We start from the raw sequence: 26,872 nt of genomic DNA, 5'->3' as shown, positions 1-26,872 counted from the left end.
GAGCATCTAGGGGGCACGGCAAAGTCCTAGCTGGTAAATAACCGATAGATAAAGGCCATCTAAGTAATCCAAAAAATAGCTAGCTGGTGAATAACTAAGGGGTAAAGAGCATCTAGGGCGCGCAGCAAAGGCCCAGCTGGTAAATAACCGAGGGATAAAGGCCATCTAAGTAATCCCAAAAATAGCTAGCTGGCAAATAACCAAGGGGTAAAGACCATCTAGGGGGGCGCGGCAAAGTCCCAGCTGGTAAATAACCGAGGGATAAAGGCCATCTAAGTAATCCCAAAAATAGCTAGCTGGTGAATAACGTAGGGGTAAAGAGCATCTAGGGGGCGCGGCAAAGTCCCAGCTGGTAAATAACTGAGGGATAAAGGCCATCTAAGTAATCCCAAAAATAGCTAGCTGGCAAATAACCAAGGGGTAAAGACCATCTAGGGGACAAAGCAAAGTCCCAGCTGGTAAATAACCGAGAGATAAAGACCATCTAGGTGGAAAAGCAAAGTCCCAGCTGGTAAATAACCGAGAGATAAAGACCATCTAGGTGGAAAAGCAAAGACCCAGCTGGCAAATAACCAAGAGATAAACCCCATCTAGAGTTTCAAATTTCAAATCCGCTGATAAATAATAAGTAAAACAAAAAGCATAAGGTAAAATATGGTACAATAAAAACCAAATACAGAAGGGAGCAATGCTAATTGATAATGAAAACCAGGAGCGAATCGAAAGAGTTGAGGATCCTTAAATCCCTGAACTGCCGAACCATTCTTAAAGCAAAGGAGGAGGCTCGGTATCAAAATCTTCTCAAAGGCTACCTAGGAGAATTGGAATTTGATAAATGGGCTGAGTCACTTGAAAGCAAAACAATCATTTTAAATGATCTCCTATTTGAACACAATCACACCCTCTTCCAGATTGATTCATTATTCATCTGCGCAGATACTATTTATCTTTTTGAAGTGAAGTATTATGAAGGTGACTTTTATTTAGATGGAGACAGGTGGTACACTTCAGCTGGGAAAGAAGTCAAGAATCCCCTGCATCAGCTGCAGAGAGCAGAAATTTCATTCAAAAAACTTCTACATGAGTATGGATACAACTTATCCATAATGAGTCATCTTATGTTCATGCACTCCGACTTTTTTCTATTTCAAGCCCCTTTTAAAACCCCTATTACCTTTCCATCACAACTAAACCGTTTCAAAAATACCCTGAACAAACAATTAACCGAGCTGAAGAATTCCGATGTTAAATTGGCTGAAAAACTTCTTTCTCTTCAATCAACCAAGGTACCTGATTACAAACTGCCAGACTACAATTATGAAAGATTAAGAAAGGGGATTACCTGCCCGGAGTGTAATGAGTTTTATGAAGCGCTGACCAACTCCAGTTTTTTCTGTCATCAGTGTGGGGGGAGAGAATCATGCCATGATGCTGTATTACGAAGTACAGCTGAATTTAAGCTGCTTTTTCCTGAGCATAAAGTGACAACAGCTCAAATATATGATTGGTGTAGAGTTGTTCGCAGTAAAAAGTCGGTGAGGAGAATTTTATTAAATAACTTTAAGCCGATGGGGAGCCGAAAGACATTCTATTTTGTCTAAAAGTGTCCCCAAAAGCTAAACAGGGTAAACGAAACAAAAAAAGGCGGTGCACCCATGATTGAATTACAGTATTTTACGAAAGACGATTTTGACCAGCTGATTAATTGGTTCGACTCCAAAAGAGAGTATATACAGTGGGGCGGAGGCGGGTTCGGCTATCCCCTGACTCATGGTAAACTCCAATCACATATAGAAGATGCCAACCAGGAGGACAGCAAGAAGTTCATTTATAAAGCAATCGAGAAGGATACAGGGAAAGGGATCGGACATATTTCCCTTGAAAGCATCGATCGCGATAATCGTTCAGCCAAGGTGTGCCGGGTGCTGATCGGGGATGATTCCATGCGGGGAAAAGGAGCAGGCGAAGCTTTGATGAAGGAAATACTCAAAGTGGCGTTCGATACCCTTAATCTCCACAGGGTAAGCCTTGGCGTTTATGACTTCAACGAATCTGCCTTAAGGTGCTACGAAAAAGCAGGTTTTCAAAAAGAGGGCCTGAAGCGAGATGTCCAAAAATATGAAGAGGAGTATTGGAATCTGTGGGAAATGAGCATCCTGGAAGATGAATGGAAGAAAAAAGTAGACATACTTTGAACGGAAAGTGATATGATGTTCCTGTAAGACCTAATCTTTCATGAAAAAGGAGAACTAACTGAATGATGAAGCAATGGAGTAAGATCGCTTTAATTCTTGCAGTCTTTTTTGGTCTATTTGGAAGCAGCAATGTCATGGCAGCGGATGGAGATAAAAATAAAGATAGTATAAATGAGAAATTCGGGCTTCCGATTGTTGTCCTGGGAGAATCTCTCTCTGAAGCTCAAAAGGAAGAAGTCAGGGAGGCTCTTGAAGTCGATAATCCTGAGATGGTAGAAGAGATAACGGTAACAGGAGAAGACCTGGCCCGCTATATTCAGGGTGAAGACCGGAACGCGAGAATGTTTTCTTCAGCTAAAATCACAAGGCAGGAAAAAGGCGAAGGCCTTATCATAGAAAGAGCTACACCCGGAAATATAACTGAAGTAACCGATGAAATGTATGCCAATGCCCTACTGACGGCGGGCGTGGAAGACGCGATTGTCATTGTCGCTTCACCGATCAAGGTGAGCGGGCATTCTGCGTTGACAGGAATTTATAAAGCATACGAAGTCAGCGGCGAGAAACTTGATTCGGTACGGATGGAAGTAGCCAATGAAGAGTTGGGAATCGCTACCGAACTGGCAAAAGAAGAAGGGCTTGACCAGGAGAAAGTCAGTGAGCTTTTGACAGAGATCAAAAAACAGATCGCTGAACAAAACCCGGCAACAAAAGAAGATGTCGAGCGGATTGTGAGCGAACAGCTTCAATCTCTGAATATTGAATTGAGCCCGGAAGACCGCCAGCTCCTTATCGACTTATTCGATAAAATGAGAAACCTCGATATCAATTTTGATAATGTTAAAGGACAGCTGGAGGATATCTCTAATGATATTAAGCAGAAGCTTGAAGATGTAGTAGGAGAAGAAGGCAAAGGCTTCTTGCAGGGAATCCTCGATTTCTTCCGCAACCTTTTCCAGTCACTGGCTGATTTATTTAAATAAAATGGTTAACCCGGAAGGTCTTATATCTTCCGGGTTTTATTATGGGGTTTTTTATTTTTTGAATTGAATAAATTTTACAAAAATATTACAATAATTACGGAAGTATGAAAGGAGAGTTTGCATGAAAAGTAAACTGATGTATTTATTGAAAATTCCATTCTACTATATTCTTGGAATTATCGGCATCTTGTTTGTCAGCATAGCCCCTCACGCCTTCAAGGAAAGAGGAATATATAATTTCATCGGCTACTTGGAAGAGTTTTTTAAGTTTGCTGTTGCTTTTCCCCAAAGAGAAACATGGTTTTATATGTATAAAGGATATGAAGTCGATGTATTGGAAATGCTGATTGAGCCTTACTACTATTCACTGCAGATTCTCTTCGGTTCTTTGGGGTTGGGACTTGGGATAGCATTGATTCTTACATACTTCACCGTTCTGATGCCGAAATGGGTGATGGCGCCTGTCAAGCGTTCACTGGGATTTCTTGAAACGGTTCCCGATCTTATGGTTGCATTCCTGCTGCAGCTTTTCATTGTCTTTTTTTATAAGACATTCAAGATAGAGTTGATGCTGTTTACCGCATTGGGTGAGGAAAAGGTCTATCTTGCCCCGATTATCACGCTTTCCATCATTCCGATGTTGTCATTCTACCGGATCCTTCTGTTGGTGACAGAAGAGGAGATGTTGAAAACGCATGTTGAATTTGCCCGAAGCAAAGGTCTGGGCAAAACAAAGATCATTCGATCCTATGTTCTGAAAAATATCGCTCCAAGTGTTTTCCATCATGGAAAGATCATTATATGGGGGATGCTTTCCAGCTTATTCATTATTGAAACCGTATTCAATATGAGGGGCATTACCTATTATATTGTTGAAGATTTCAGGCCGATCACGGTTGCAGCGGCACTGGTCATGATTTACACACCATTTTTCATCCTCTACCAGATTATTTATACGTGGCTGAGAGTCGAGGATATCGAAGACCATTCCAGGTATAAAAAAGACCGGGTTTCCATTGAAGAATGGAAAATCTGGGGATTGATCGGGCTGCTCGGGAGGCTTTGGAAGCAGCATATGAAGAATCCTAAGTTTGCTTTTGGGTTTCTAACGCTGTTTACTATGATTGCTTACAGTATCCTCTATACCATTTTCGCGAAGGTACCGGTGGAACAAATCATCTGGCTCCGCGATGAGAAAGGGAAGCTGATCAGTGCTCCGCCCCATAAGCCTTCGGAGCTTCTTTTACTCGGTTCAGATTATTATGGTTACAGTATTTTAGACCAGCTCATTGTCGGGGCTAAGTATACGTTGATTTTCGCATTGATTGTTGCTTTATTGCGGGTGATCCTGGGTTTTTATCTATCAGTCTATTATCATTTTTATTTAAACGAATACAGAAAGAACTGGCTGACAAGGGTTGTGGATTCGATTCACTTTCTGCCGCTCAGCATCATTGCATATCTTTTGCTGAGACCGGTGCTTTGGCAGGACCCGTTCTTCGGGATCGAGTATTCTTTACTCGAGAAGCTTCTGTTTGAAGCATTCATATTGACGATTCTCGTTATACCGCTGACGACGGTTTTGATCGGAAATGAAATGAGGGAGCTGTCCAAGCAGGAGTTCATTCTGAATGCAAAGCTGATGGGCGGCAGCAACCGCCATATTTTATGGACACACCTGTTTCCGCATCTTGCGCCAAGGCTGTTCATCCTTTTTGGACAGCAATTCATTCAAGTTCTGTTCATCCTAGTCCATCTTGGATTGTTCCACTTGTTCCTGGGGGGGACGAGTGTGACACGGGGTGACATGCCGGACCCGCCAAAGACCTCCACCTTTGAATGGTCAGGGCTGATCAGTTCCACGAAAAATGCTCTAATGACGGGTAACTATGCTGTTGTTCTGGCTCCTTTGGCAGCGTTCATGATCTCGATCATCGCCATGCAGCTCATTGTGCAGGGAGTGAAAGAGATTCAGCAGAAAAAAGTGGGTGTGAACATCATCAAACGTAAGAGAAAAAGAGAGACGGCTACTCCACAGAAAGCCATCAAACCGGTCCCAGCCGATTTTACCATCACGCCGGCAAAAACGATCGATCATTGACGCAAAACCCGCTGATCCTATGGACCAGCGGGTTATTTTGAAAGAAAGTATAAAGATTTTTAGGTTTGGGAATTAGGTGGCACTTCTGAACGGGACTTTTCTGCCTTTCTATTATTCTTCTGAAGGCTCTTCATCTAAATCAGGCTCTTCGGGATCGCCTTCCGTGCCGCCTTCATCATCATCAAAGTTATCTTCTTCGGCTCCGGGGGTGTCTTCGCCGCTTTCTTCATCTGTGATTTCTTCGTCAACTTCTGGTTCCTGCTCGGCAAAATCAGTACAGCCGGCAAGCAAGATGCCCAAGCTGAGTGGGACAGTTAAAAAGGCTGCTCGCTTCTTCATGTCGTACCTCCCTTAAGTAGTAGTTTATTATTGTTTTTTACCACTCCACCCTGAGAGTTAAACTGTTTTATACTCAACCTGAAATCATACTGGGATTTTATTTAGAATTAGTATAAAATAGATATAAAACCAAAGACCTATCAGATATAAAAATTTGAATGCGGAGGCGAAACTTTGCTTACTGACTATGGAATACTTCTGCCTTATGTTTTTTGGAGCATTCTTTTTTCTGTTATAAATGGCTTTTTAATGATTCAGTCTGTTCAGCACGAATCGATGTTCAATAGATTGATCCGTTCAAATGCTTGGAAAGCCGTATTAATCGGTACCACCTTTTTCCTTACCAACTTATTTGTTGTGCTGGCACTGGACTTCCCCTATAAAAGCACTAATTTCACTTTCTATATTATTACCTTTTTATTGAGCTGTGTTTTCGGAACATATTTCGCTTTGAAGCTGGCGATTCAAAGAAAATTGAATACCTGGATGTATTTACTGGGAGGCCTGGCTTTAACGCTGGTGATTTTGGTAGCGGATTATACCGCTGTTTTTATTCTGTTCTCTGAATTGGCCGAGGTGAAGCCGATCCTGATGGTTATGACCTTCATGTTGACACTGGCCATCTCCTTCTACTCTCTCAGGTTTCTCATCCAAATCAGCAGGGAGACAGGGAAGGTTGATACGAATGCCTGGGTGATCATTGGTTCGGCTGCAGCCGGAATTGCTTTGGCGGGAATTCCCTATCTTACGGCCATGTCGGTTCTGCCTGTTATAAATGAAGAGAATCCAGGGCTTCATTTATCGATGCTTCCGTATGCGCTGGAGGTATTTATGGTGTGGGTATTGTCTGTCGTCCCTGACTTATTTGGTGAACAGCGAAACCTTGAAAACTTATCAAAGGTACAGGCCAGTGAGCAGCACTTTCAATCTCTATTTGATCATAATCCGGATGCCGTCTTTTCGTTTGATTTGAATGGGGCTTTTACGACAGTCAATAAAATTGCGGAACATATTACAGGATACAGTGAAGCCGAGCTTTTGACGATGAGCTTTCAGGATATTGTGTCCCCATCACAGCTTCACGGGACCCTTCAGCATTTTGAGTTGGCTAAAAACGGGGAGCCTCAGCAGATGGAGTTAAGCATTATCACAAAAGATCAATCTGTCAGGTTCTTAAATGTAACGGGAGTCCCGATTGAGATTGAGAAGGAAATTGTCGGTGTTTATGCTATTACAAAGGACATTACTGAAAATAAAAAGCAGTCCAATACAATAGAATACCTTTTTCATTATGATGACTTTACAGGGCTTCCCAACAGAAGGAGGTTCACTTCTGAAGTAGAGGAAGCAGTGCAGGAGAAGACTCCCTTTTTCATTTACAGTCTTGATTACGGACGCTTGAGAACGATTCGCGATGTGTTCGGCTATCATATCGGTGATCAGGTTCTTAAAGAACTGTCCATGAGGTTGACATCCGTATTGCCTAATGGAAGTGTTGTTTCACGGTTTGGCGGAGATGAGATGTATTGCATGGTCCCTGCACATAATGGAAGGGGCCTTAAACCGGCTCTCGATCAACTGCAGAGAATCCTTGAGATTCCCTTTTTCGTTGAAGGGCATGAAATCTATATGGAGATGAAGACGGGGATTTCCTCCTATCCGGAAAATGGGGAAGAGCCGGAACTGCTTATTAAATGTGCAGATACGGCAAGAGCTTCTGTCTCAAATAATGCCTTCCATAATTATGCCGTCTATGAAAATAAGTTTGATAACAGCAATATAGAAAAGATCATTATCGAAAACGAATTGAAGAAAGCGATTGAACGGGATGAGCTTCTTCTCCATTATCAGCCTAAAATCAATGCACGGGAGAATGAATTGATCGGGTTTGAAGCCCTTGTCAGATGGAGACATCCTGTAAAAGGATTGATATCACCGGGAGTATTCATACCGGCAGCAGAAGAGACGAATTTAATTGTAGAACTGGAGGATTGGGTGACCCGGGAAGCCTGCCGTCAGCTAAACGAGTGGCAGTCGACAGAATTAAGGGGAATTCCCGTATCTATCAACGTGTCGCAGCGTTCGTTTGCAAACCCTTCATTCCTGGACAATCTGCAGGATATTATGGAAACCCATGATATTTCTTCGTCCTTGCTTGAGATTGAAATTACGGAAAGTATGACAATGTTCAATGAGAAGGTTACAATCAGTAGGCTGCAGGAACTGAAAGAACTCGGAATCAGAATCAGTCTCGATGATTTTGGTACAGGCTATAGTTCGCTCAGCTATCTTGATAAGCTTCCAATTGATGTGATAAAAATTGATAAATCGTTTGTAGATGTGCTTGCAACCGACCAGTCCGCGATGATCTCAACGATTCTGTCCATTGCATTTCATAATGGACTTGGGGTCATTGCGGAAGGAGTGGAGTTTGAGGAACAAGTAACCATGCTCAACCAACTTGGATGCGACAATATCCAGGGTTACTACTTCAGCCGTCCTTTGCCGCCTGAACTGGTTATGGAGAATTATCTGGCATCGGCAGTATAACAAAACCTCTTCTGTTTTTAGCAGAAGAGGTTTTGTTAATGGAATGATTACTTGGTCGACTTAAAGGCGATAAACTTTATTCGTAAGAAGAATTTTAATATACTCATGACAAAAGGAGTGAAGGCCATGAACTATGCAATCATTACAGGAGCTTCAAAAGGGCTGGGGGCTGCTGCTGCAAAACAGCTGCTTTCTAAAGGACTGAATGTCATATCTGCTTCCCGTTCTGAGAACACGGAATTGAAAAAACTGGCAGAGGAAAATCATGCTGAGTATTCCCATTTTACTTGTGACCTGGCAAACAGTACTGAAGTGGAAAGCGTTTTTGCTGACATTGCGGACCAAGTGTTTGGGGAGGATTCTGATAGCGTTTATTTGATCAATAATGCCGGTATGGTTGACCCTATTGAAACCGCAGGCAGTCTTGACGGAGTGAAAACAGCTGAGAACGTAAATGTGAATCTGCTTGCTCCCATGCTTATCAGTAACATATTTTTAGAAAAGGTTAAGGATTCAAAGGCCAGGCTGGTTGTTGCCAATGTTTCTTCAGGGGCAGGCAGCAGGGCGATATCAGGATGGAGCGTTTACTGCAGTACGAAGGCAGGTATTAATATGTTTACACAAACGGCTGCGCTGGAGCTTGAAAATGAGAAAAGCCGCCATAGAGTGTTTGCGTTCAGTCCAGGGATTATGGATACCGACATGCAATCGACAATCCGTTCATCTGCAAAGTCGGCTTTTAACGACGTGGAAACCTTCAAGAAGTACAAGGAAGAAGGAATGCTGCGAGATGCTGATACGGTAGCGGGAGCTTTGGTGAAGGTTCTGACAAGCGATAATATTGAGAACGGGAAAATCTATCAGATTAATGCACTGGTGTAATGGTGAGGAGCTGGCGTTGAAGCCGGCTCTTTTTATTATCCTGTTTGTGAGTTGGCTCCCTTTCTCGCAGGAACTGACAGTGGGTACCGATAAACCTCCCAAATAGAGGAATCAGCACCTTCTTCAGCTAATAGTATAGTTATAGCTGGCTATAGAGGGGGAGAGAAAATGAAAAAGCGCGCGGCAGCACTTCTTATGGTGATTTTAACAGCCTTTGAAGCAGGCTGTTCAGAAGAGCAAGAAGAGGGCAGCCAATTAACCATAGAACCTCATCCATTAAGTGAAGAAGAGAACACATTAATCAGCAAGACAGGGATAGATGGTATTGAATACTTTGATTTGAACGGCAAGCTGGGTGAAGGGGACGACCTTGAGTACTCGGTGGATGTCTATAAAAAAGGCCTGTTGACAGACGAAGGAGCTTCTTCCTTTGGCCAAGTTGAAAAAGAATTTGATCATGCGCTTGTATCCTTTGGCTATAACAAAGGAGAGGAAAAAGTGGATTTTTTTATCGGGAGCATGGACGGCCTCCTGGAAACGTATGAAGAGGCCAAGGGAGTCGGGGCATGGTCTTTTACCTCACTGCTTAATGAGAAAGTAAGTATTGTGAAAGATAGATCTGTTTATCTTGCAGCGTGGATTGGCACGGAAGGCAGCGGATTAAGAACGGTGGGGATCGAGGAAGATGGATCTTTGTCAGATGGCATTGAGGAAGCAGACTTGGCATATGTTTTTAAAGTAACGATGACGGATATGAGGGAAGAGTAGAGGAGGAAAATTCTATGAAACTGTTACTGCTTGGCGGAACATCTTTTTTAGGAAAACATATTGCCGAAGCGGCTCTATCAAAAGGGCATGATGTCACTTTGTTCAATCGTGGTAAAACCAATCCCGCTTTATTTCCTGAAGCTCATAAATTAACTGGTGACCGGGAAACGGGTGATCTGGCCTCACTGGAGAAGGGAAGCTGGGACGCCGTTATCGATACGTCAGCCTACACTCCAAGAATTGCGGGAGAATCGGCTGCAGCGTTAAAGGGTCGGATCAGCAAGTATATTTTCATTTCATCGATTTCTGTCTATAAGGAATTCTTAACAGGTGAAGCTCAAGAAGGCGATGCAACGGGGGCGTTGACCGACCCATCAACTGAGGAGGTCAATGGCGAAACGTATGGGCCGTTGAAAGCTTTGTGTGAAGACAAGCTGGAAGAGCTTTTGCCAGGAAGAGTCCTCAATATAAGGCCGGGTCTCATTGTAGGGCCAGATGACACAACCGACAGATTTACATACTGGGTGAAGCGGTTTTCACAAGGAGGCAAAGTCCTTGTTCCAGGCAGCAAAGAAAGAGTCATTCAATGGATCGATGTGCGGGACCTCGCCCAGTGGGTTATCCTCATGGCAGAGGAAGGGGAAACCGGAACCTACAATGTGACGGGGCCGAATCAGGGATACACCATGAAGGAATTTGTGGAAGACCTGAAATACATTGCTCCTGCCCATACATCAGAGGAATGGGTTGAAGACTCGTTTCTCACTGAGAGAGAGGTTGCGCCGTTTACCGGGCTGCCGTTGTGGATACCTGTAAATGATCAATATCCTGACGGCTTTATCCTGGCTGATTACTCAAGGGCATTAAATAAAGGACTGGTTCTCAGAAACCCCCGGGAAACTATTGAAGATACTTTGAGATGGGCCGAGGAATATGGCCCTGCAGAACTTAAAGCAGGTCTGACAGCAGAACAAGAAGCCTCCCTGCTGCAAGATTGGTCTGTCATCGAGCAGCCGCGCAGTAAATGAAAGTGATGTAACACTTTAGCCCTTTAACGCACCATAGGGGACAGTCCCTTTTAATGATTTACAGCGTTAAAGAGGCAGTACAATAAACAAAAGAGGCTGGGACATAAGTTGAAAGCTAATTGATTTAAGTAGAAATAATCGAAAATAAAACCGCATGAGATCAAGGTTATATACTCTTGACTTCATGCGGTTCATTCATGTTATTAGGCTCTAATCTTAAAGAGGTTACTTTTAAGGTTATTTGCCGCTGCTTCCTGAACGTAGGCGGATTGGAGCGGAAGGTGCGCGACCTCCTGCGGGACTAGCGGGACAGGTGAGACCCCGCAGGCAAAGCCGAGGAGGCTCACCGCCCGCCCCGCGGAGTCGTGCACCTGGAGCGGAAATCCATTCTTGTTACTCAGATACATTCTTTGCGAAAAGAGTCTTTTTTTAAGGTTTTGTCCCAGTCTCTTTTGAAGATCAGAGTATGGGTGATAATAGCCTTGAAATCGATTCCTTGAACCGGATCCACAGCGGGCGCTTCAAGTATTCCTCCATTGTAAGCTCTCTCGAAAGCTTAATATCGTTCAGGAAAATTGAACCCAGCTCTTTTGATAGGTCAACATCATAGATAAAAGCATTCACTTCGAAATTCAGCCGAAAACTTCGGACATCAATATTTGCTGTTCCAACTGAAGAGAGTTCACCGTCGACGACAATGGTTTTGGCGTGGATGAAGCCATTGTCATAAATATAAATCCGTGCACCTGCCTTAAGCATTTCGCCAATGTAAGAAAAAGTTGCCCAGTACACAAACATATGGTCAGGTTTGTTTGGGATCATGATTCTTACATCAATGCCTGAAAGGGCCGCAATCCGCAATGCATCGAGGAGGCTTGCATCAGGAATGAAATAAGGGGTCTGGATGTAAATGGATTTCTTTGCTGAAGAAATCATTTTGATATAGCCGTTCTTGATTTGCTCCCATTCAGAATCAGGGCCGCTCGTGACAATCTGTACCCCGGCATTTCCCGTGAACGAAACATCTGGAAAGTATCTGTAGTCTAAAGAAATATCCCGTGAAGCGGATGCCTGGTTCCAGTCAAGAATGAACCTCGTCTGCATCGCATGGACGGCACTGCCCTCCAGCCTTAAATGGGTATCTCTCCAATAGCCGAACTTAGGATCGAGCCCCAGATACTCATCTCCGACATTAAAGCCCCCTACATAACCAGTTACCCCATCGATGATGACGAGTTTCCGGTGATTCCGGTAGTTCAGCCGTGGATTGATATAAGGAATCCGTGAAGGGAAGAAAACTTCCACCTCACCGCCGGCAGTGATCAATTCACGGAAAAATCGTTTATTTAAGGTTCTCGAACCCATTTCATCGTATAAAACCCTCACTTTAAGGCCTTCCCGGGCTTTTTCGGTCAAAGCACGCAGGATCCTTTTCCCCAATGCATCCTTTCGCAGTATGTAATATTGAAAATGAATATGATCTTCAGCCGCCTTAATATCCTTTAGGAGCGCCTCGAACTTATCTTCCCCATGAGTGTAGACAGTGATGTCATTATCCTGGGTGAGGACAGCTTCATTGTTCATCAAATGCATATAAATCAATTCTTTATTAGACCTGACCGTACTGTCTCTAAAAGGGAAACTGTCTCCCTTAATGTCGCTTATTTGTCTGGCGATCAGTTCTTCGATCCCAATTTTCGTAATATCGTCCCACTGAAACAATCGTTTTCGGGTTAAATTCTGCCCAAAAATCAGATAGAGAATGAACCCGAGAACCGGAATAAAAAGCAAAACCATAAGCCAAGCCCATGTGGCACCGGCATCGCGCCTTTCCAGGAAAACAACGACACAGGCGAAAGCGATATTCAAAACCACAAGGACCGTAAGAAAAATAGTCAGGATATCCATATAATTCTCCTCTGACAAATGTAATAGACGGCAGTTGAGTTCCTTCGTACTAAGTCATTTTATCATAATACGGACCGGGTTTCCGGTTGTTCACTGTAAAAATTAGGTTTTGCTGCTAGTGACAGGGTATAAATAGATTCTCTTTTGCCTGCCTGAAAGTTAGGGGACGGGCTTAAATTAAGCCCAAAGCCCTGCAAATAACATACATGCCTATCTTCTTTCATAAGATGGTAGCGACAGTTTTTTAGGGCTGTCATCCATCATGATGAAAAAGGGAGGGAAAGAAATGAACAGTTGGCTGCTTCTTGCAAACATCGCTGCCTTTCTCGTTATCGCAGGTATCCTTTTCTACATGCAGAAAAAGCATTTATCCTTTTCTAAAAGAGTATTTGCCGCACTTGGTTTAGGGATTGTCTTCGGTTTTGTTCTGCAATGGCTGTACGGACCGACCGATGAAACGTTGGCTGATTCAATCCAATGGTATAACATTGTCGGAATTGGTTATATCAAGCTTTTGCAGATGGTTGTCATGCCTCTTGTCTTTGTATCGATTCTTTCTGCTTTTACCAAGCTTAAGCTTGGGAACAACCTTGGCAAAATCGCCGTTCTGATCATTGGGCTTCTAGTCGGTACAACCGCCATCGCCGCTGCAGTCGGGATTGCTGCAACCCAAGGCTTCGGTCTGGAAGCAATTCAAATCGAACAGGGAGACGCGGAAACCTCACGTGGACTTCAGCTTGAGGAACGTTCCGATGCCTTGCAAAATCAAAGCTATCCGCAAAGAATACTGGAGCTGCTGCCGGCAAATCCGTTCCTCGACTTTACGGGAGAAAGGGCGACTTCTACGATTGCCGTCGTCATCTTCGCTGCTTTTATCGGAGTGGCATATCTTGGAGTCTATCGAAAGGAAAAGGAAACAGCAGAATTCTTCAAAAAAATTGTGGATGCCATATATGCCATTGTCATGCGAGTCGTAACCCTGGTATTGAGGCTTACCCCGTATGGTGTATTTGCCATCATGGCGAAAACTGTTGCAACAAGTGACTTTGATGCGATATTGAAGCTCGGCAAATTTGTCGCCGCTTCTTATGCTGCCCTTATCGTCATGCTGGCCATTCATTTAATTATGCTGACGATGGCCGGGTTGAATCCAATCACCTATTTGAAAAAAGCATTTCCGGTTCTGACGTTTGCTTTTACTTCACGTTCCAGTGCCGGAACATTGCCTCTGACAATCAATGCCCAAACGAAGCATATGGGCGTTTCGGAAGGGATTGCAAACTTCTCGGGATCTTTTGGTTTGTCGATCGGACAGAATGGCTGTGCGGGTATTTATCCTGCCATGCTAGCAGTCATGATTGCACCGACGGTCGGTATTAATCCGATGACACCTTCGTTTATCTTTACTTTGATCGTCATAGTGGCGATAAGTTCCTTCGGTGTCGCCGGTGTCGGAGGAGGAGCAACATTTGCCGCCATTCTGGTTCTGTCAGCGATGGACCTGCCAATCGCACTCGCCGGTTTGCTGATTTCGATTGAACCGCTAATTGATATGGGAAGAACTGCGGTCAATGTCAGCGGAGCGATGACCTCAGGCTTGATTACGAGCAAATTGACCGATGAAATGGATACAGAAGTTTATAATGATCCTTCTGCCGCAGAAGGATAGAAGGCGGGGCCTGTCCGGTTTTACATCCGGACGGGTCTTTTTTTAGGTTTTTTAAAAAAACCTATTAATAAAAGAGGAAAAACGAGCGCAGTCTTTACTTTTCGGCGAGAAGCAATAAGAGATAAGGTAATCTAAGTGTTTACCAGAGGAATAGAAAGAGCTTGATATAAAATACCGACGAGGCCTTCCCGACCAAAAAAAGCAAAACCCACGGGGAGTTTCGCTTATTAAATGATCAAGTTTAAAAGTAAAATCCGCTGACCCATTCCGCGAGCATCGCACAGGCAACGGCTGCATAGGTGCCGACGACATTCCCCATGATACCCATCAGTAATCCGACAGGTGCTAGGGACGGCTGGAATACCGATGCCACGACAGGTGCAGAGCTTGTACCGCCGATGTTCCCTTGAGATCCTACAGCAACAAAGAATAAAGGTGCACGAAGCAGTCGTGCAGCAAGGAAGATGACCAGGACGTGAATCGCCAGCCAGACAATCCCCATCAGTACATATTGAGGAGCATCAAATACATACGCTAAATCGGCTTTGGCCCCGATAGTGGCTAACAGGATATAGATCCCGGCGTATCCCACTTTGCTCGCTCCGTAGTTTTCCAGTTTGCTGACCTTCGTAAAAGAAAGGATGATACCGATAGCCGAAATGATCATGATTGTCCATGTCCCTGCAGACAACACGGAGGTCTGCGGCAGGGTTTCAGCGAAAATGCGTACGACATAGGCTACTCCGAAACCGAGACCTAGAATGGCCGCCAATTGAGGTACATCAATTGGGCGGGAGTTTTTGCGCTGAAGTTCCCCCATGTCCTCATTTACTTTTTGAATAACGGAATTATCTGCCTTATTCCACTTATTGAACTTATGTTGAAAGCTGGCAAGGAAAATCATGATTCCCATCCAGCCATAGCCGACGACAGTATCAACGACAATAATCGGTGACAATACAAAGTTGGGAGTGCCTGTTGCTTCAATCATTGCCGCCATGTTGGCACTTCCGCCAATCCAGCTTCCTGCAAGAGCAGCGACACCTGTCCAAGCTTCTTCAGGAAGAAGAGGCTGGAAGATTGCCAGGGCAATCGGTCCGCCGATTATAACGCCCACTGTACCAGCCAGAAACATCATGATCGCTTTCGGACCTAATTTGAGAGTGGCCGGAACATTGGCTGAAAGCAACAGCAAAAGCAGGCCTACAGGCAGAATGTATGTAGAGACAAAGCTGTATAAATCAGAACTGTCTGGAATGATTCCAAATGTAGTCGAGAGCATCGGAATGAAATAAGTCCAAATTAGTGGGGGGGCATAATGAAAAAACTTTTGCAGAGAAGGATTTTTCGATTCTCCCAGGACAAAGATTAAACCGACGACGGCTGCCAGATAGGCAAAGATGCCCATAGGCTCTTGAATTAGTGGTGTGTTGAAATCTAGCATTATAAATACCTCCTGAACTTAAAATACTTTCACATCATATCATTGAAAGCGCTTTAAACCCGGAATTTTAATAAGGGTGAATAATGATAAAATTGCTATATTAGTAAAATTTCAAAATGATCACAACTTACAAAACATAAAATTGCCATCCGCAAAGGCAGGAATTTGCCGGCAGGTGACGAAATGAAGGTTGAAAGGATTGGTGAATAAACCATGACGATTATCTATATGGTCAGGCATGCACATTCTGCTTTCAACCTGGAAGAAGAGGAAACAAGGGGCTTATCCATTCGAGGGATGGAAGATGCAGGCCGTGTTAAAACGTTGCTTTTAGAAGAGAACCTCGATGTTGTCTACTCAAGTTCCTATACAAGGGCGATTCAAACGGTGCAAGGTTTGGCAGACGCGTTACACCTTGACGTTCAGGTCGACGAACGGTTTCGTGAGAGGGACTTGGCGGCAAAGGATTATCGGATAGAAGATACACTAAAGGCCATGCAGGAAGTCTTTGAAAACCCCTACTTTCGATTGCCCGGCGGCGAAACCAATAATGAAGTAAAAGAAAGAGGCGCAGCAGCCCTGAAGGATGTTTTGGAGAAACATGAGGGACAGCGGATTGCAATCGGCATCCATGGTCATATTATGGCGATTACGATGGGTGCCTGGGATAAGAAGTATGGAACACTTGATTTTTGGAGGAGTACGACGAAACCTGACATATACAAGCTTGAATTCAGGGGTGATGAGCTATTCAATGTCACTCGTTTATGGACGGCTCCTGCCATGGAGGGAAGCGTATGAATACGGTAAGAGTGCAATGGGAAAGCGGTCTCGTCGAACTGACATGGATTGTATCAAAAGAACTGCCGCCCCTGGATAAAGTGACAAGTGTCCATGGTTGCTGCTTTTATAACGGAATGGTGCTTCTCGTCAATATTAAAGGAAGAGGTTTTAATTTTCCGGGAGGCCATATAGAACAAGGGGAAAGTCCGGAAGAAGCATTTGCCCGGGAAGCAATGGAAGAAGGATATGTAAAAGGGAGAGCTGGGCAGATCGGGATGATTAAAGTCAGCCATGAAAACAATCCCGGCTTTGATCCAAAAGGAAAGTACCCTGTGGTGGGGTACCAGCTTTTTTACCGTATGGATATTGAAGAAGTGCTGCCTTTTCTAAGGGATAATGAGTCAACCTGCCGTATTTGGGCAGAACCCCGGGAGGTGCCTTATGTAATGGACGATCATGAATTGGCTGTGGAGATATTGCAGGAAGCAGCTGAAGGAGAGTTACATTCCATAATTTAAAACAAGCAGCAGTACACAAGTAATCATCGTAATCCCAATCATCATATACAGAAAATCGACTAAATTATCGACCAGCGCCATTTTTTGTTTTTCCCGGCGGTAGCTGCGGGGTAAACGGCGATTGTGTTTTGCTGAACGCATAGCTTTTGCCTCCTTTTAACATCATCTCTGTAAAAGAAGGTTTCGACAAAAACACGCAAATTCCTTCCTGTTCATGAAAAAATAACCATAAAAAACGCCCTCAAATGAGGACGTTTTTAGGAATTAATGAAGGTGATCGTTCTCAGAAATTTCACTGAGTGCAGCTCCGGCTCTCTGGTCGGACTGCTGTTGTACTGCCAGGTCTCCCAGTGCCAGCATCCCTACCAGGTTCCCATTTTCCACAACAGGAAGGCGGCGTACTTGATTCTGCGCCATTAATGCTGCAGCTTCTTCAACCGAGGCATCTGGAGAAACAGTGACCACGTTCTGTGACATGACTCCGCTGATGTTTCCGGCACCTGTGGTTTGGGATAACCCTCTCACTACAAGGTCCCGGTCTGTTACCATGCCGACAACCTGCCCGTTTTGAATTACCGGGAGAGCTCCAACCCCTAATGAGCTCATTTTGCTTGCTGCGGACTGAAACGAATCTTGTGCTGTACAAGCTTCAACATTAGCTGTCATTACATCACGTACTTGCATTCTGATTCCCCCTTGAAAGTAGTGGTCAGTACACATATAGTATAGGGAATCCGATTGGTTTTATTCGGTCTGCCGAAACGAAAGTACATCCAGATTTACCAATTACAGTTCATAGTGATACATCTCATCAGAAGGAGCATTTTTGTTGAATAGGATAATGACTAAAGGAAAGACAAAAATAACAGCAAATATGAGGAAGAGGATTAAAGCGAGAGACCCAGGGCTGATTTGTTTTCGGTAGTCGTCCTGATGATCCCCAATGAAATCGTTTGATTCATTATTTCCGATGACCGCATCGTTTTCCAGCAGCACATTGTTGTCCAGGCTGTAGTAAAAGATTTCCTGCTTATTAAAGGTGAATAGTGTATCCCGCTCGTTCTCATACTGAACAAAAACCATTTTCACCTTCTGCTGCTCGACTTCTTCTTCTGAAACGGCAATATCCATCCTGATATCAGTGAAATCCATTACTGCCGCAGAGCCTTTTTGATAATAAGGATCTGATGATTGCAGTTTCTGGTCGATACTTTCAATTATCGGGTCCTCCGCTAATGCTGCTGAAAAGGGCAGCAATAAAGCAAGCAGGGTGATTGCAGAGCACACGATTACCTTCAATTTTCTCAAACCATCGCCTCCCAAAGCATTTTGTACATGTATATGCTTGGGAGACATAAATAGAGCAAAAAAGAAAACAGAGCTGCCAATGGGCAGCTCCGCTCGAAATTCATCTCCTTATTTTTGTATGAACATTTGAGTCCAGTAGGCTCCGTAAGATCCTCCCTTAACGTAGCCGACACCAATATGAGTGTAATTGGGCGTCAAGATATTCTTTCTGTGGCCGGGGCTTTCCATCCAGGCTTTTACAACTGCCTGGGCGCTCGGCTGGCCGGCTGCGATATTCTCAGCGGCAGCGCGGTAGTTGATGTTAAAGTTTTTCATCATTGTGAAAGGCGATCCATACGTTGGGCTCGTATGGGAGAAATATCCTTTATCTCTCATGTCTGCTGATTTGTAGCGGGCAACCCTTGACAGCTGCCAGTCGGCACGCAGAGGCGAAAGGCCATTCTTCGCACGCTCCTGGTTCGTCAGCCTGATGACTTCACCTTCAACCCCCTTAACTGAATCGATGTTAGGGATGTTGATCTTCTGTCCAGGATAAATGAGGTCAGGATTCGGAATCTGAGAGTTTGCTCCAATAATTTCAGAAAGTCCGATCTGATATTTTTTTGAAATCTTCCAGAGAGTATCTCCTCTCTGTACATAGTACACATCAGCAGCATGTGAGATGGTTGGTGCTATTAATCCAAAAGACAAAGACAACATAACGACTATGGAAATAATTTTTGTTTTCATGATACTTAAGATGGCTAATAAATCCTGTATTATGTAAGTTGCAGAAAAAAAGTAAAAAAATTTTCAAAAAAAGGTTAGAAACAATCGTAAGTGGTAATATAAAATGAATCGTAAGTGGTAATATAAAATGAATCATAAGTGGAAAAAATGAAACCAAATCTGAATCTCATTCGTAGAAAATAGCAGAGACAATTTTATGAAGAGGGTGTAAACAGTGACAAACGAAAATGAACGGTTAAAGAAAGTCGTTTCAAAGCTCTCAAAAGTCGGTGTGAATATTACCAAGACAAAATCGAGACGGGAAGTTTTTCAATCTTTAAAAAATCTTCAACCGCTCCCGAAACCCTTGTCACACGATTCATAAAAACAAAAAATGGGACAGACATAATCCCCTCTTTTATTCGATATACTCTAATAAAGGAAGGGGAGGATGAGTTATGCCTGATTCCATGTTTGATGTAGAAACGCTGAAAGGGATTAGACGCAAAGCAGACGAACTTTCGTATCAGTGTATGAACAGGAAGCTGGTGAACGATCCGCAAGCTCTTAAACTGGCATTGGATAATATTTGCCGTGCCTTGGGAACTTTTGCCGAGGTAGAGATACACAGGATTAAAAATGAAAATATTGCCTATGATCCCCAATCTTATATAAAAGGAAGATTGGCCTTTGCTTACAAAGCTATGAAAACGGTTCCCCAAGATGACTCCAATACGGCTTAAACCCCGCATCTAACATTTTTGTTAGGTGTTTTTTTATTTTGCAGAAGTGGTAATAGTAGAGTATGAATTGTCAAACTAGTTGGTTGGGGGCTGAAGGACATGAATCAATATAAAACCGCATTGTTGATCTATAACGGAAATGCCGGGCAGGATGATATCGATACAACCTTGGGTAATTGCATAGGTGAACTTTCTTCCTGCTGCGATGAACTCACGATTTACGGGACGAAGAGTAAGTCGGACGCAGAACGGATTTGCCGGGAGAGAGGGGAATGCTATGAGCTCATTATTATTCTCGGCGGGGATGGAACGGTCCATGAATGCATAAATGGGATGGCAGAATTGTCATTCAGGCCAAAAACCGCCATCCTTCCTGCCGGTACCTGCAATGATTTCAGCCGTTCATTAAGAATCCCGCAAGATATAAAGCAGGCTGCACTGCTAATCAAGCATGGGGGAACTGAAGCAATCGATATCGTTCAAGCAAACGACCGGTATTTTTCAAACTTCTGGGGAATCGGAATTATTGCCGATGCTTCCAGGAATGTCAATGAAGCGGTGAAAGGAGTATTTGGCAAGCTAAGCTATTATCTCAGTGCGTTCCAAACCTTGCAGGAAGCGAAAAGCTTTACCTTCAGGGCAGAAATAGATGGGAGGGCTGTAGAGGAAGAGGCTGTCATGGTGTTCGTGGCTAATGGACGGTTTATCGGCACCAGCGAGCTGCCTTTGCCCCCGCAAAAGTATAATGACGGATTAATCGACATCTTTATTATAAAAGAAGCAGGATTCCGGCTTTTAAAAGAGGTGATGGCTGCCAAGGGAACGGGTAAGCTCAATGAAGAGAGTGGTGAAATCCTGCACTTCCAAGCGCACACGGCCTCGATAGACACTGCATCCATCCAGAATATCGATATGGACGGGGAGGTATATACGGAAACCCCGGCCAGATTGGAAGTAATGAAACACCATATCCCGTTCATTGTCGGGAAGGAAGAGAAAGATCAGGAATAGATAATAATCGCTAATGATGATAAAATGTGGAAGGACATGGACAAGCAGTAAGTTTAAAGTTTTAAATATAAAGGAGATCATCTAATGTGGGAATGGAAAAATATATATAGAGGTATGATAATGGGCGCGAGTGATGTTATACCAGGAGTGAGCGGCGGAACAATCGCGGTAATGCTTGGCATCTATGATCGTTTGATCGCAGCCATTAACGGTATTTTCAGCAAAGAATGGAAAACGCATTTGCGGTTTTTGATTCCCCTTGGGGTTGGAGTCGTAACATCCATTCTATTATTGGCCAGGCTGATTGAATGGCTTTTTGAACACTATCCCGCTCCTACGCAATTTTTATTCATGGGGCTGATCATCGGAGTGATCCCATACCTGGCGAAAAAGTCAGAGATGAAACACAATTTTAAGCCGGCCCATTATGTGCTCCTGATTATTGGGGCTGCCATCGTAGCCTCCATGATATTCTTCAAATCGGAAGAATCGGCTGTCATTCAAGAAATGACGGCAGGAACGTATACTATGTTGTTCTTATCAGGTTTCATTGCAAGCGCCGCAATGATCCTGCCTGGCATAAGCGGTTCCTTCATTCTGCTGATTATCGGAGTTTATTCTACTGTCATCAGCGGTATTTCCAATCTTCAACTTGATATCATTTTTGTGGTTGGACTAGGTATCCTTATCGGAATCATCGTCATGAGTAAAGTGATCAAGTTCTTCTTGGAAAAGTATTCATCAGCGACATATGCACTCATTATCGGCCTTGTCATCGGGTCGATCGTTGTCATCTATCCGGGGATTCCGGAAGATACGGGCCTTATCGTGGCGAGTGTTGTTACATTCCTGGTTGGCCTCTTCTTTGCGAGAGTGTTAGGACGTATCGAGTATTCTTAAGCTTCATAATGTAAAACAGCCCCAATTCAAGTATAAGAGACTTGTAAAATGGGGCTGTTTTTTTGTGTGTTGATAACCGAAGGGATAAAAATTTCTCGGGAAATATCGACAACTTACATTTGTGGCGGCGCTTTAATCCCGAGCAGGCTCAAGCCGTCATGGAGGATATCGGTAACGGCTTTCACTAATAAAAGCCGGGATTGTAATTCGTCGTTATCCTCCAAAACTCTTGTTTTTCCATAATACTTATTGAAGGCTTTGCTGACTGACAGAATATATTTAGCGACTATCGATGGTGAGTAGTTCTTATAAGCTTCTTCAACCATCTCAGGATATTTGTTCAGAAGCTTGATCAGTTCCCAGCTTTCCTGGTCTTCCAGCCCGGAAAACTCCTTCTGTTCTTGTGGACGGGCTTTTCTTAACAGCGATTGAGCTCTTGCGTGTGTGTATTGAACATACGGCCCAGTCTCACCCTCGAATGTAAGCATATCCTCCAGGGAAAATTCGACATCATTCATCCGGTCATTTTTAAGATCATGAAAAATGACAGCCCCCGTACCGACTGCACGGGCAGTTTCTTCAGCATTCTCCAGAGTTGGATTTTTTTCCTTAATGTTGGCCAGTGCCATGTTAATGGCTTCTTTCAGCACTTCTTCAAGGAGTGTGACTCTTCCTTTTCTCGTAGACATTTTTTTGCCATCCTGTAGGAAAAGGCCGAATGGAACATGGACCATTTCATCAGCCCATGGCATTCCGAGCTTATCCAGCACGGCAAATAATTGGCGGAAGTGAATCGTCTGCTCCTGGCCAACTACATAAAGGGCGTGGGCGAAATCATAGGTCTTCTTTCTGTAAAGGGCTGCGGCGATATCCCGGGTCGCATAGAGGGTCGCTCCATCCGATTTTTTTATGAGGGAAGGAGGCAGCCCTTCATCGTCCAGCCGGACAACCTCTGCACCTTCAGACGTCTCAAGAAGCCCTTTCTCTTTCATCACTTCCACTGCGGCTTCCATTTTGTCATTATAAAAGGATTCTCCGTGGTAGGAGTCAAATGAGACGCCAAGCAGTCCATAGATTTCCTCAAAAGCTGAGAGGGACTCATTCTTAAACCATGTCCAGAGTTCAGTCATTTCCGGATCGCCGTCTTCAAGGAGTTTAAAAGCTTTTCTTCCTTCATCGTTGAGAGAGGGATCGACTTCAGCTTCTTCATGGAATTTTTTATAAAGGCTGAATAGTTCGGGGATGGGGTTGGCTTTTACTCTATCTGCATCTCCCCATTTCTTGTAAGCCGTGATCAACTTTCCGAATTGAGTACCCCAGTCACCGATATAATTGATTTTGACGGTTTCATAGCCGCATTTTTCAGCGAGCAGAGCAATGGAGTTGCCGATGACGGTTGAACGCAGGTGACCCATCGAGAATGGCTTGGCAATATTGGGGGAAGACATATCGATGGTGATGACTTTATCTTTCCCGAAAGAGTTTTTGCCGAATTGATCTCCCTGCGACAGGATTCCGTTCATGATTTCGGCACCAGTCATTTTTCCATTAAAAAAGATGTTCACATAAGGTCCAGCCGCTTCCGCCTTCAACAGGAAAGAGCTGTTGAGGGATTGCGCCAGTCCGCCAGCGATAGCTGCAGGAGACTGTTTTTTCTTTTTCGCCAGTTGAAAACAGGGAAAGGAAAGGTCTCCCTGATGGGAAAACTTCGGTGTTTCAATGACTGCTTTAATTTCTTCCTTGCTCATGTCGCTGCTCAGGTGCTTCTCCAGCAGCCCGGCATAAAAATCATATAAATTCATCGTTTCCACCTCCAGAAATAGTGCGTGTTGGATGACAAAAGCGTTTTTGAGGATACAAAAAACCCCGCCTCTAAAATAGAGACGGGGTTCCCGCGGTACCACTCTTCTTCCCCAATCAGGGCAGCTCATCAGATAACGGGATGTACCCGGCATACCCTACTGCATGGTTCGGATATGCTTCTCCAAAGTGCGCTTCATTTCAAGGGGAACACCGGGCTCCCACCATCCCCGGTTCTCTGAAGTTCTGGCCTCAAAAATACTCTCTTTGTCATCGAACATATTATTATTAGAGAGTATTATACACACTTCCGATAAGAAAGGAAACCCCATTGAATGGAAAATTAAGAATCATCAGAAGAGAACATGTAGTTTTTATGATAGAACCTCATACTGAACACGAGTCCAAGGGCAAGCATATTTCCCATCAGCGCACTTCCCCCGTAGCTTATGAACGGAAGAGGGATCCCGGTGATAGGAAGAAGCTGAATCGTCATCCCGATATTCTGGAAGACGTGGAAAGTGATCATGCTGATAACGCCGGCACAAACATAGGCGCTGAATGGTTCTTTAATGTCCAGGGCTGTTTTCGTCAAATGATAGATGAGCAGGAAGAACAGACTGATGATGATGCTGGCGCCAATGAAACCAAACTCTTCACCGATGACACTGAAAATGAAGTCTGTATGATTTTCCGGGATGTATACCTGCTTATCCTGATAACCCTTGCCGAATACCTGTCCGGAACCGATCGCTTTCAAAGAGTTGACTAAGTGATAGCCTTCCTGCTTTTGATAATTGTAAGGGTCCAGCCAGGAGTAGATACGGCCGAACTGATAGGGTTGCACGTTCAAATATTTTTCCAGTATTTGCGGTGCATATACAACCAATGCGAGGATTGAACCTCCAATGGCAGCAACACCTGTGAAAATAGGGACGATCAATTTCCACGTGATACCGGAAACAAGGATCAATCCGCTGACAATCGCGATGATCACGAGTGAAGTCCCCAAGTCGGGCTGCTGCATGATCAATCCAAGCGGTATCAAAGCGACCACTCCGATTTTCATGAGTAAGATGAAATCGGTCTTCAAGGTTTTTTTAGGATTATCTTCATGGTGGCTGCTGATGACCCTGGCAATAGCAAGGATCAAAAAGGTCTTCATGAATTCGGAAGGCTGTATAGACCCGATGCCGGGTAGTTCAAACCAGCTTTTCGCACCGTTTCGGACGGGCGCAATGCTGGAAGGTGCGATAACTAATAAGCCAAGGAGGAAGATCCCTAACCCATAGGCATACCAGGCAAGTCTTTTATATTGGTCGGGATCAAACAGCAGAGCAAACCCGATGATGATAAATCCGACGACATACCAGAAGGCCTGCCTCAGTACAAAGTTATACCCGGCATACTGTCCTGATGTCTGGGCGCTGCTGATTGCAACCACGCTGACAATGAAAAAGAGAAACAGTAAAAATATTAATCCCCAATCGATTTTATCTGAAAAACGCTGGCGAGTTTCCATGTGCATTCACCTTAATTTCTAATTGAATTCTATAGTACAGTTTAATGGAAGTCCGGGAAATATGAAAATGTTTTTATTAGTAAATTTTTGGGTGGAGAAAAAGTTCTTTTCTCTTATTCTTACGTTCAGTTCGCGTTTCAATTGGCCTCAGTTGTACAACGACACCATTCTTAACTCTATCAAAGAATGGTGTCCTGAACAATAATGATTTAGACGGGTTTCCGCTTATGTATGTGCCTTTGTTTCTATTACCCTAAAATGACAATTTAATGCTTCTTGGCAAACAATGAGGACTGCCGGATCATCTCGGTCAGTCCTCATTGTTACTCTTCACTTCCACATAAAATATATGGTGTCCTTCCATTTCTTTAGCGGTGATCTCATATCCGCCCTCAAATAGGGAATCACCTTGTTTAAGGTCATATTTTTGGGTGAGCATCCAACCGCCGATGGTATCGACATCTTCATCTGAAAGGTCTGTACCGATCAGGTCGTTGAACTCATTGATCAGGAGCTTGGCATCAACAATAAAGTGTTCCTCACCTAACTTTTGAACAAGCGGACGTTCATCTGTATCAAACTCATCCTGGATTTCGCCGACTATTTCTTCTATTATATCTTCCGCTGTTACCAGGCCGGCCGTTCCGCCATATTCATCGATAAGAAGCGCCATATGCGAGCGTTCCTTTTGCATTTTTAACAAAAGGTCAGAAATCGGGATGGTCTCGATGACCCTGATAATCGGTTTGATATAGTTGGGCACCGGCTGATCCTGAGGGCAATCATTGGTCAGGCAGTCGGTGAGAATCTCCTTGATATTAATGAGCCCGAGAATCGTATCTTTATCTCCCTCAGTGACTGGATAGCGGGTGTAGCCTTCCTTTTTGACGGTGCGGACAATTTCCTTCAAAGGTGTCTCCTTTTCCAGACTGACAATTTCCGTTCTCGGAACCATGACTTCCTTGGCAATCCGATTATCGAATTCAAATATCTTATTCACGTAATCCAACTCTGACTGATTGATTTCTCCACTCTCATAACTTTCAGACAAGATAATCCTCAGTTCTTCTTCCGAGTGAGCGACTTCGTGTTCCGAGGCGGTCCCCAGTCCGAACATCCTGGTGATGAAACGGGCAGAACCGTTCAATGCCCAGATGAAAGGGTACATGATTTTATAAAACCAGATCAGCGGTTTTGCGGTAAGCAGGGTAATCTGTTCCGCTTTTTGAATGGCCCATGTTTTCGGAGCGAGTTCTCCAATCACGACATGCAGGAACGTAATGACACTAAAAGCAATGATAAAGGCAATTACATGTGAAACAGATTCGGGAATTTCAAGGCTTTCAAATACAGGATTGAGCAAAACGACGATGGTCGGTTCGCCAAGCCAGCCAAGGCCTAAGGCTGTGATGGTTATGCCAAGTTGACAAGCGGATAAGTACCCATCCAAGTTGGAAATGACCTTTTGGGCAGCTTCTGCCTTTGCGTTTCCTTCTGAGACAAGCTGGTCGATCCGTGTCGACCTGATTTTGACGATGGCAAATTCAGAAGCAACAAAGAAAGCCGTCATTCCAATCAACAAAGCTACTAGAAAAAGGTTTAAAGCAATCATAATTGAGGGCTTTCCCCCTGGTTTTTTAAAAATTTAAGAGGGTATGGCCTCTGCACCTCCCCGACGAAAAAAGACTCTTCTTGTTACATTCCCCCAATTT

The 26,872-nt window shown here is 44.0% G+C and carries 25 protein-coding genes and 1 other annotated feature; of the genes, 15 read left to right on the top strand and 10 right to left on the bottom strand.

The features are described 5' to 3' along the window. Positions 1-821 precede the first annotated feature (821 nt). From M1E09_RS20830 to M1E09_RS20815, 4 genes are all read left to right on the top strand, one after another. Entirely contained in the window at positions 822-1,601 is a 780-nt protein-coding gene (locus M1E09_RS20830; RefSeq protein WP_456272711.1) for a nuclease-related domain-containing protein, read from the top strand. Positions 1,602-1,655: 54 nt separating this feature from the next. Further along, on the top strand, positions 1,656-2,195 hold the full coding sequence (locus M1E09_RS20825; protein ID WP_456272710.1) for a GNAT family N-acetyltransferase: 540 nt from the start codon (positions 1,656-1,658) through the stop codon (positions 2,193-2,195). A 62-nt stretch (positions 2,196-2,257) separates the two neighbouring features. Further along, positions 2,258-3,178 (top strand): DUF1002 domain-containing protein, encoded by a 921-nt coding sequence (locus M1E09_RS20820; protein ID WP_456272709.1) that lies wholly within the window; start codon positions 2,258-2,260, stop codon positions 3,176-3,178. A gap of 121 nt (positions 3,179-3,299) precedes the next feature. Further along, complete coding sequence (locus tag M1E09_RS20815) at positions 3,300-5,279, top strand: ABC transporter permease subunit (protein WP_456272708.1); 1,980 nt, start codon at positions 3,300-3,302, stop codon at positions 5,277-5,279. 111 nt (positions 5,280-5,390) lie between these two features. Here M1E09_RS20815 and M1E09_RS20810 read toward each other — a convergent pair whose 3' ends face one another. After that, on the bottom strand, positions 5,391-5,618 hold the full coding sequence (locus tag M1E09_RS20810) for a hypothetical protein (RefSeq protein ID WP_456272707.1): 228 nt from the start codon (positions 5,616-5,618) through the stop codon (positions 5,391-5,393). A 174-nt stretch (positions 5,619-5,792) separates the two neighbouring features. Here M1E09_RS20810 and M1E09_RS20805 point away from each other — a divergent pair, with 174 nt between their 5' ends. From M1E09_RS20805 to M1E09_RS20790, 4 genes are all read left to right on the top strand, one after another. After that, a complete protein-coding gene (locus M1E09_RS20805; protein ID WP_456272706.1) occupies positions 5,793-8,168 on the top strand; it encodes a putative bifunctional diguanylate cyclase/phosphodiesterase in 2,376 nt (791 codons plus the stop codon). A gap of 126 nt (positions 8,169-8,294) precedes the next feature. Beyond that, positions 8,295-9,050 carry a (S)-benzoin forming benzil reductase gene (locus M1E09_RS20800; RefSeq protein WP_456272705.1) on the top strand — a complete coding sequence of 252 codons (756 nt, stop codon included), beginning with the start codon at positions 8,295-8,297 and terminating at the stop codon, positions 9,048-9,050. Positions 9,051-9,218: 168 nt separating this feature from the next. Beyond that, on the top strand, positions 9,219-9,818 hold the full coding sequence (locus M1E09_RS20795) for a hypothetical protein (RefSeq protein ID WP_456272704.1): 600 nt from the start codon (positions 9,219-9,221) through the stop codon (positions 9,816-9,818). Positions 9,819-9,832: 14 nt separating this feature from the next. Next, positions 9,833-10,846, top strand: coding sequence for an NAD-dependent epimerase/dehydratase family protein (locus M1E09_RS20790; protein WP_456272703.1), 1,014 nt, complete (start codon positions 9,833-9,835; stop codon positions 10,844-10,846). Positions 10,847-11,305: 459 nt separating this feature from the next. Here M1E09_RS20790 and cls read toward each other — a convergent pair whose 3' ends face one another. Then, positions 11,306-12,754 carry a cardiolipin synthase gene (cls, locus tag M1E09_RS20785; protein ID WP_456272702.1) on the bottom strand — a complete coding sequence of 483 codons (1,449 nt, stop codon included), beginning with the start codon at positions 12,752-12,754 and terminating at the stop codon, positions 11,306-11,308. 286 nt (positions 12,755-13,040) lie between these two features. On the opposite strand from cls, the gene M1E09_RS20780 reads away from it, so the two are divergent. Then, positions 13,041-14,423 (top strand): L-cystine transporter, encoded by a 1,383-nt coding sequence (locus tag M1E09_RS20780; protein WP_456272701.1) that lies wholly within the window; start codon positions 13,041-13,043, stop codon positions 14,421-14,423. 241 nt (positions 14,424-14,664) lie between these two features. Here M1E09_RS20780 and M1E09_RS20775 read toward each other — a convergent pair whose 3' ends face one another. Beyond that, positions 14,665-15,867: a DUF819 family protein gene (locus M1E09_RS20775; protein ID WP_456272700.1), complete on the bottom strand. Its 1,203-nt coding sequence runs from the start codon at positions 15,865-15,867 to the stop codon at positions 14,665-14,667. A gap of 213 nt (positions 15,868-16,080) precedes the next feature. On the opposite strand from M1E09_RS20775, the gene M1E09_RS20770 reads away from it, so the two are divergent. Together M1E09_RS20770 and M1E09_RS20765 are read left to right on the top strand one after the other, a co-directional pair. Beyond that, entirely contained in the window at positions 16,081-16,668 is a 588-nt protein-coding gene (locus tag M1E09_RS20770) for a histidine phosphatase family protein (protein ID WP_456272699.1), read from the top strand. Continuing rightward, entirely contained in the window at positions 16,665-17,168 is a 504-nt protein-coding gene (locus tag M1E09_RS20765) for an NUDIX domain-containing protein (protein ID WP_456272698.1), read from the top strand. The genes M1E09_RS20770 and M1E09_RS20765 overlap by 4 nt, the downstream gene beginning before the upstream one ends. Here M1E09_RS20765 and M1E09_RS20760 read toward each other — a convergent pair. The 4 genes from M1E09_RS20760 to safA all read right to left on the bottom strand — a co-directional run bounded on the left by M1E09_RS20760 (position 17,151) and on the right by safA (position 19,205). Next, a complete protein-coding gene (locus M1E09_RS20760; RefSeq protein ID WP_456272697.1) occupies positions 17,151-17,309 on the bottom strand; it encodes a hypothetical protein in 159 nt (52 codons plus the stop codon). The two genes, M1E09_RS20765 and M1E09_RS20760, sit on opposite strands and share 18 nt — an antisense overlap. A gap of 123 nt (positions 17,310-17,432) precedes the next feature. After that, positions 17,433-17,852 (bottom strand): CBS domain-containing protein, encoded by a 420-nt coding sequence (locus tag M1E09_RS20755; RefSeq protein ID WP_456272696.1) that lies wholly within the window; start codon positions 17,850-17,852, stop codon positions 17,433-17,435. A gap of 102 nt (positions 17,853-17,954) precedes the next feature. Beyond that, entirely contained in the window at positions 17,955-18,476 is a 522-nt protein-coding gene (locus tag M1E09_RS20750; protein WP_456272695.1) for a hypothetical protein, read from the bottom strand. A 108-nt stretch (positions 18,477-18,584) separates the two neighbouring features. Beyond that, on the bottom strand, positions 18,585-19,205 hold the full coding sequence (gene safA / locus M1E09_RS20745; protein ID WP_456272694.1) for a SafA/ExsA family spore coat assembly protein: 621 nt from the start codon (positions 19,203-19,205) through the stop codon (positions 18,585-18,587). A gap of 214 nt (positions 19,206-19,419) precedes the next feature. Here safA and M1E09_RS20740 point away from each other — a divergent pair, with 214 nt between their 5' ends. The 4 genes from M1E09_RS20740 to M1E09_RS20725 all read left to right on the top strand — a co-directional run bounded on the left by M1E09_RS20740 (position 19,420) and on the right by M1E09_RS20725 (position 21,838). Next, positions 19,420-19,569: an Lmo0850 family protein gene (locus tag M1E09_RS20740; RefSeq protein ID WP_456272693.1), complete on the top strand. Its 150-nt coding sequence runs from the start codon at positions 19,420-19,422 to the stop codon at positions 19,567-19,569. 73 nt (positions 19,570-19,642) lie between these two features. Beyond that, entirely contained in the window at positions 19,643-19,927 is a 285-nt protein-coding gene (locus M1E09_RS20735) for a hypothetical protein (RefSeq protein WP_456272692.1), read from the top strand. A gap of 99 nt (positions 19,928-20,026) precedes the next feature. Continuing rightward, positions 20,027-20,938: a diacylglycerol/lipid kinase family protein gene (locus M1E09_RS20730; protein WP_456272691.1), complete on the top strand. Its 912-nt coding sequence runs from the start codon at positions 20,027-20,029 to the stop codon at positions 20,936-20,938. An 84-nt stretch (positions 20,939-21,022) separates the two neighbouring features. Beyond that, on the top strand, positions 21,023-21,838 hold the full coding sequence (locus tag M1E09_RS20725) for a DUF368 domain-containing protein (RefSeq protein WP_456272690.1): 816 nt from the start codon (positions 21,023-21,025) through the stop codon (positions 21,836-21,838). A gap of 113 nt (positions 21,839-21,951) precedes the next feature. On the opposite strand, the gene argS is transcribed toward M1E09_RS20725, so the two are convergent. The 3 genes from argS to M1E09_RS20710 all read right to left on the bottom strand — a co-directional run bounded on the left by argS (position 21,952) and on the right by M1E09_RS20710 (position 26,772). Then, positions 21,952-23,640 (bottom strand): arginine--tRNA ligase, encoded by a 1,689-nt coding sequence (argS, locus tag M1E09_RS20720; RefSeq protein ID WP_456272689.1) that lies wholly within the window; start codon positions 23,638-23,640, stop codon positions 21,952-21,954. A 74-nt stretch (positions 23,641-23,714) separates the two neighbouring features. After that, positions 23,715-23,921: a binding site (T-box leader), on the bottom strand. Between the two features lie 60 nt (positions 23,922-23,981). Continuing rightward, entirely contained in the window at positions 23,982-25,160 is a 1,179-nt protein-coding gene (locus tag M1E09_RS20715) for an FtsW/RodA/SpoVE family cell cycle protein (protein WP_456272688.1), read from the bottom strand. 310 nt (positions 25,161-25,470) lie between these two features. Beyond that, on the bottom strand, positions 25,471-26,772 hold the full coding sequence (locus tag M1E09_RS20710) for a hemolysin family protein (RefSeq protein WP_456272687.1): 1,302 nt from the start codon (positions 26,770-26,772) through the stop codon (positions 25,471-25,473). Between the last annotated feature and the right edge of the window lie 100 nt (positions 26,773-26,872).

It is taken from the genome of Bacillus sp. AK031 (assembly GCF_053903065.1).
The sequence above is the reverse complement of the archived record's forward strand: the minus strand, read 5'-3'. Positions and strand labels throughout refer to the sequence as shown.

Coding starts and splice junctions, on each gene's coding strand:
- safA (WP_456272694.1), bottom strand. CDS start 19,205: ATGAAAACAAAAATTATTTCCATAGTCGTTATGTTGTCTTTGTCTTTT.
- cls (WP_456272702.1), bottom strand. CDS start 12,754: ATGGATATCCTGACTATTTTTCTTACGGTCCTTGTGGTTTTGAATATC.
- M1E09_RS20760 (WP_456272697.1), bottom strand. CDS start 17,309: ATGCGTTCAGCAAAACACAATCGCCGTTTACCCCGCAGCTACCGCCGG.
- M1E09_RS20810 (WP_456272707.1), bottom strand. CDS start 5,618: ATGAAGAAGCGAGCAGCCTTTTTAACTGTCCCACTCAGCTTGGGCATC.
- M1E09_RS20815 (WP_456272708.1), top strand. CDS start 3,300: ATGAAAAGTAAACTGATGTATTTATTGAAAATTCCATTCTACTATATT.
- M1E09_RS20800 (WP_456272705.1), top strand. CDS start 8,295: ATGAACTATGCAATCATTACAGGAGCTTCAAAAGGGCTGGGGGCTGCT.
- M1E09_RS20710 (WP_456272687.1), bottom strand. CDS start 26,772: ATGATTGCTTTAAACCTTTTTCTAGTAGCTTTGTTGATTGGAATGACG.
- M1E09_RS20765 (WP_456272698.1), top strand. CDS start 16,665: ATGAATACGGTAAGAGTGCAATGGGAAAGCGGTCTCGTCGAACTGACA.
- M1E09_RS20715 (WP_456272688.1), bottom strand. CDS start 25,160: ATGGAAACTCGCCAGCGTTTTTCAGATAAAATCGATTGGGGATTAATA.
- M1E09_RS20825 (WP_456272710.1), top strand. CDS start 1,656: ATGATTGAATTACAGTATTTTACGAAAGACGATTTTGACCAGCTGATT.
- M1E09_RS20775 (WP_456272700.1), bottom strand. CDS start 15,867: ATGCTAGATTTCAACACACCACTAATTCAAGAGCCTATGGGCATCTTT.
- M1E09_RS20755 (WP_456272696.1), bottom strand. CDS start 17,852: ATGCAAGTACGTGATGTAATGACAGCTAATGTTGAAGCTTGTACAGCA.
- argS (WP_456272689.1), bottom strand. CDS start 23,640: ATGAATTTATATGATTTTTATGCCGGGCTGCTGGAGAAGCACCTGAGC.
- M1E09_RS20820 (WP_456272709.1), top strand. CDS start 2,258: ATGATGAAGCAATGGAGTAAGATCGCTTTAATTCTTGCAGTCTTTTTT.
- M1E09_RS20735 (WP_456272692.1), top strand. CDS start 19,643: ATGCCTGATTCCATGTTTGATGTAGAAACGCTGAAAGGGATTAGACGC.
- M1E09_RS20790 (WP_456272703.1), top strand. CDS start 9,833: ATGAAACTGTTACTGCTTGGCGGAACATCTTTTTTAGGAAAACATATT.
- M1E09_RS20770 (WP_456272699.1), top strand. CDS start 16,081: ATGACGATTATCTATATGGTCAGGCATGCACATTCTGCTTTCAACCTG.
- M1E09_RS20730 (WP_456272691.1), top strand. CDS start 20,027: ATGAATCAATATAAAACCGCATTGTTGATCTATAACGGAAATGCCGGG.
- M1E09_RS20780 (WP_456272701.1), top strand. CDS start 13,041: ATGAACAGTTGGCTGCTTCTTGCAAACATCGCTGCCTTTCTCGTTATC.
- M1E09_RS20725 (WP_456272690.1), top strand. CDS start 21,023: ATGTGGGAATGGAAAAATATATATAGAGGTATGATAATGGGCGCGAGT.
- M1E09_RS20795 (WP_456272704.1), top strand. CDS start 9,219: ATGAAAAAGCGCGCGGCAGCACTTCTTATGGTGATTTTAACAGCCTTT.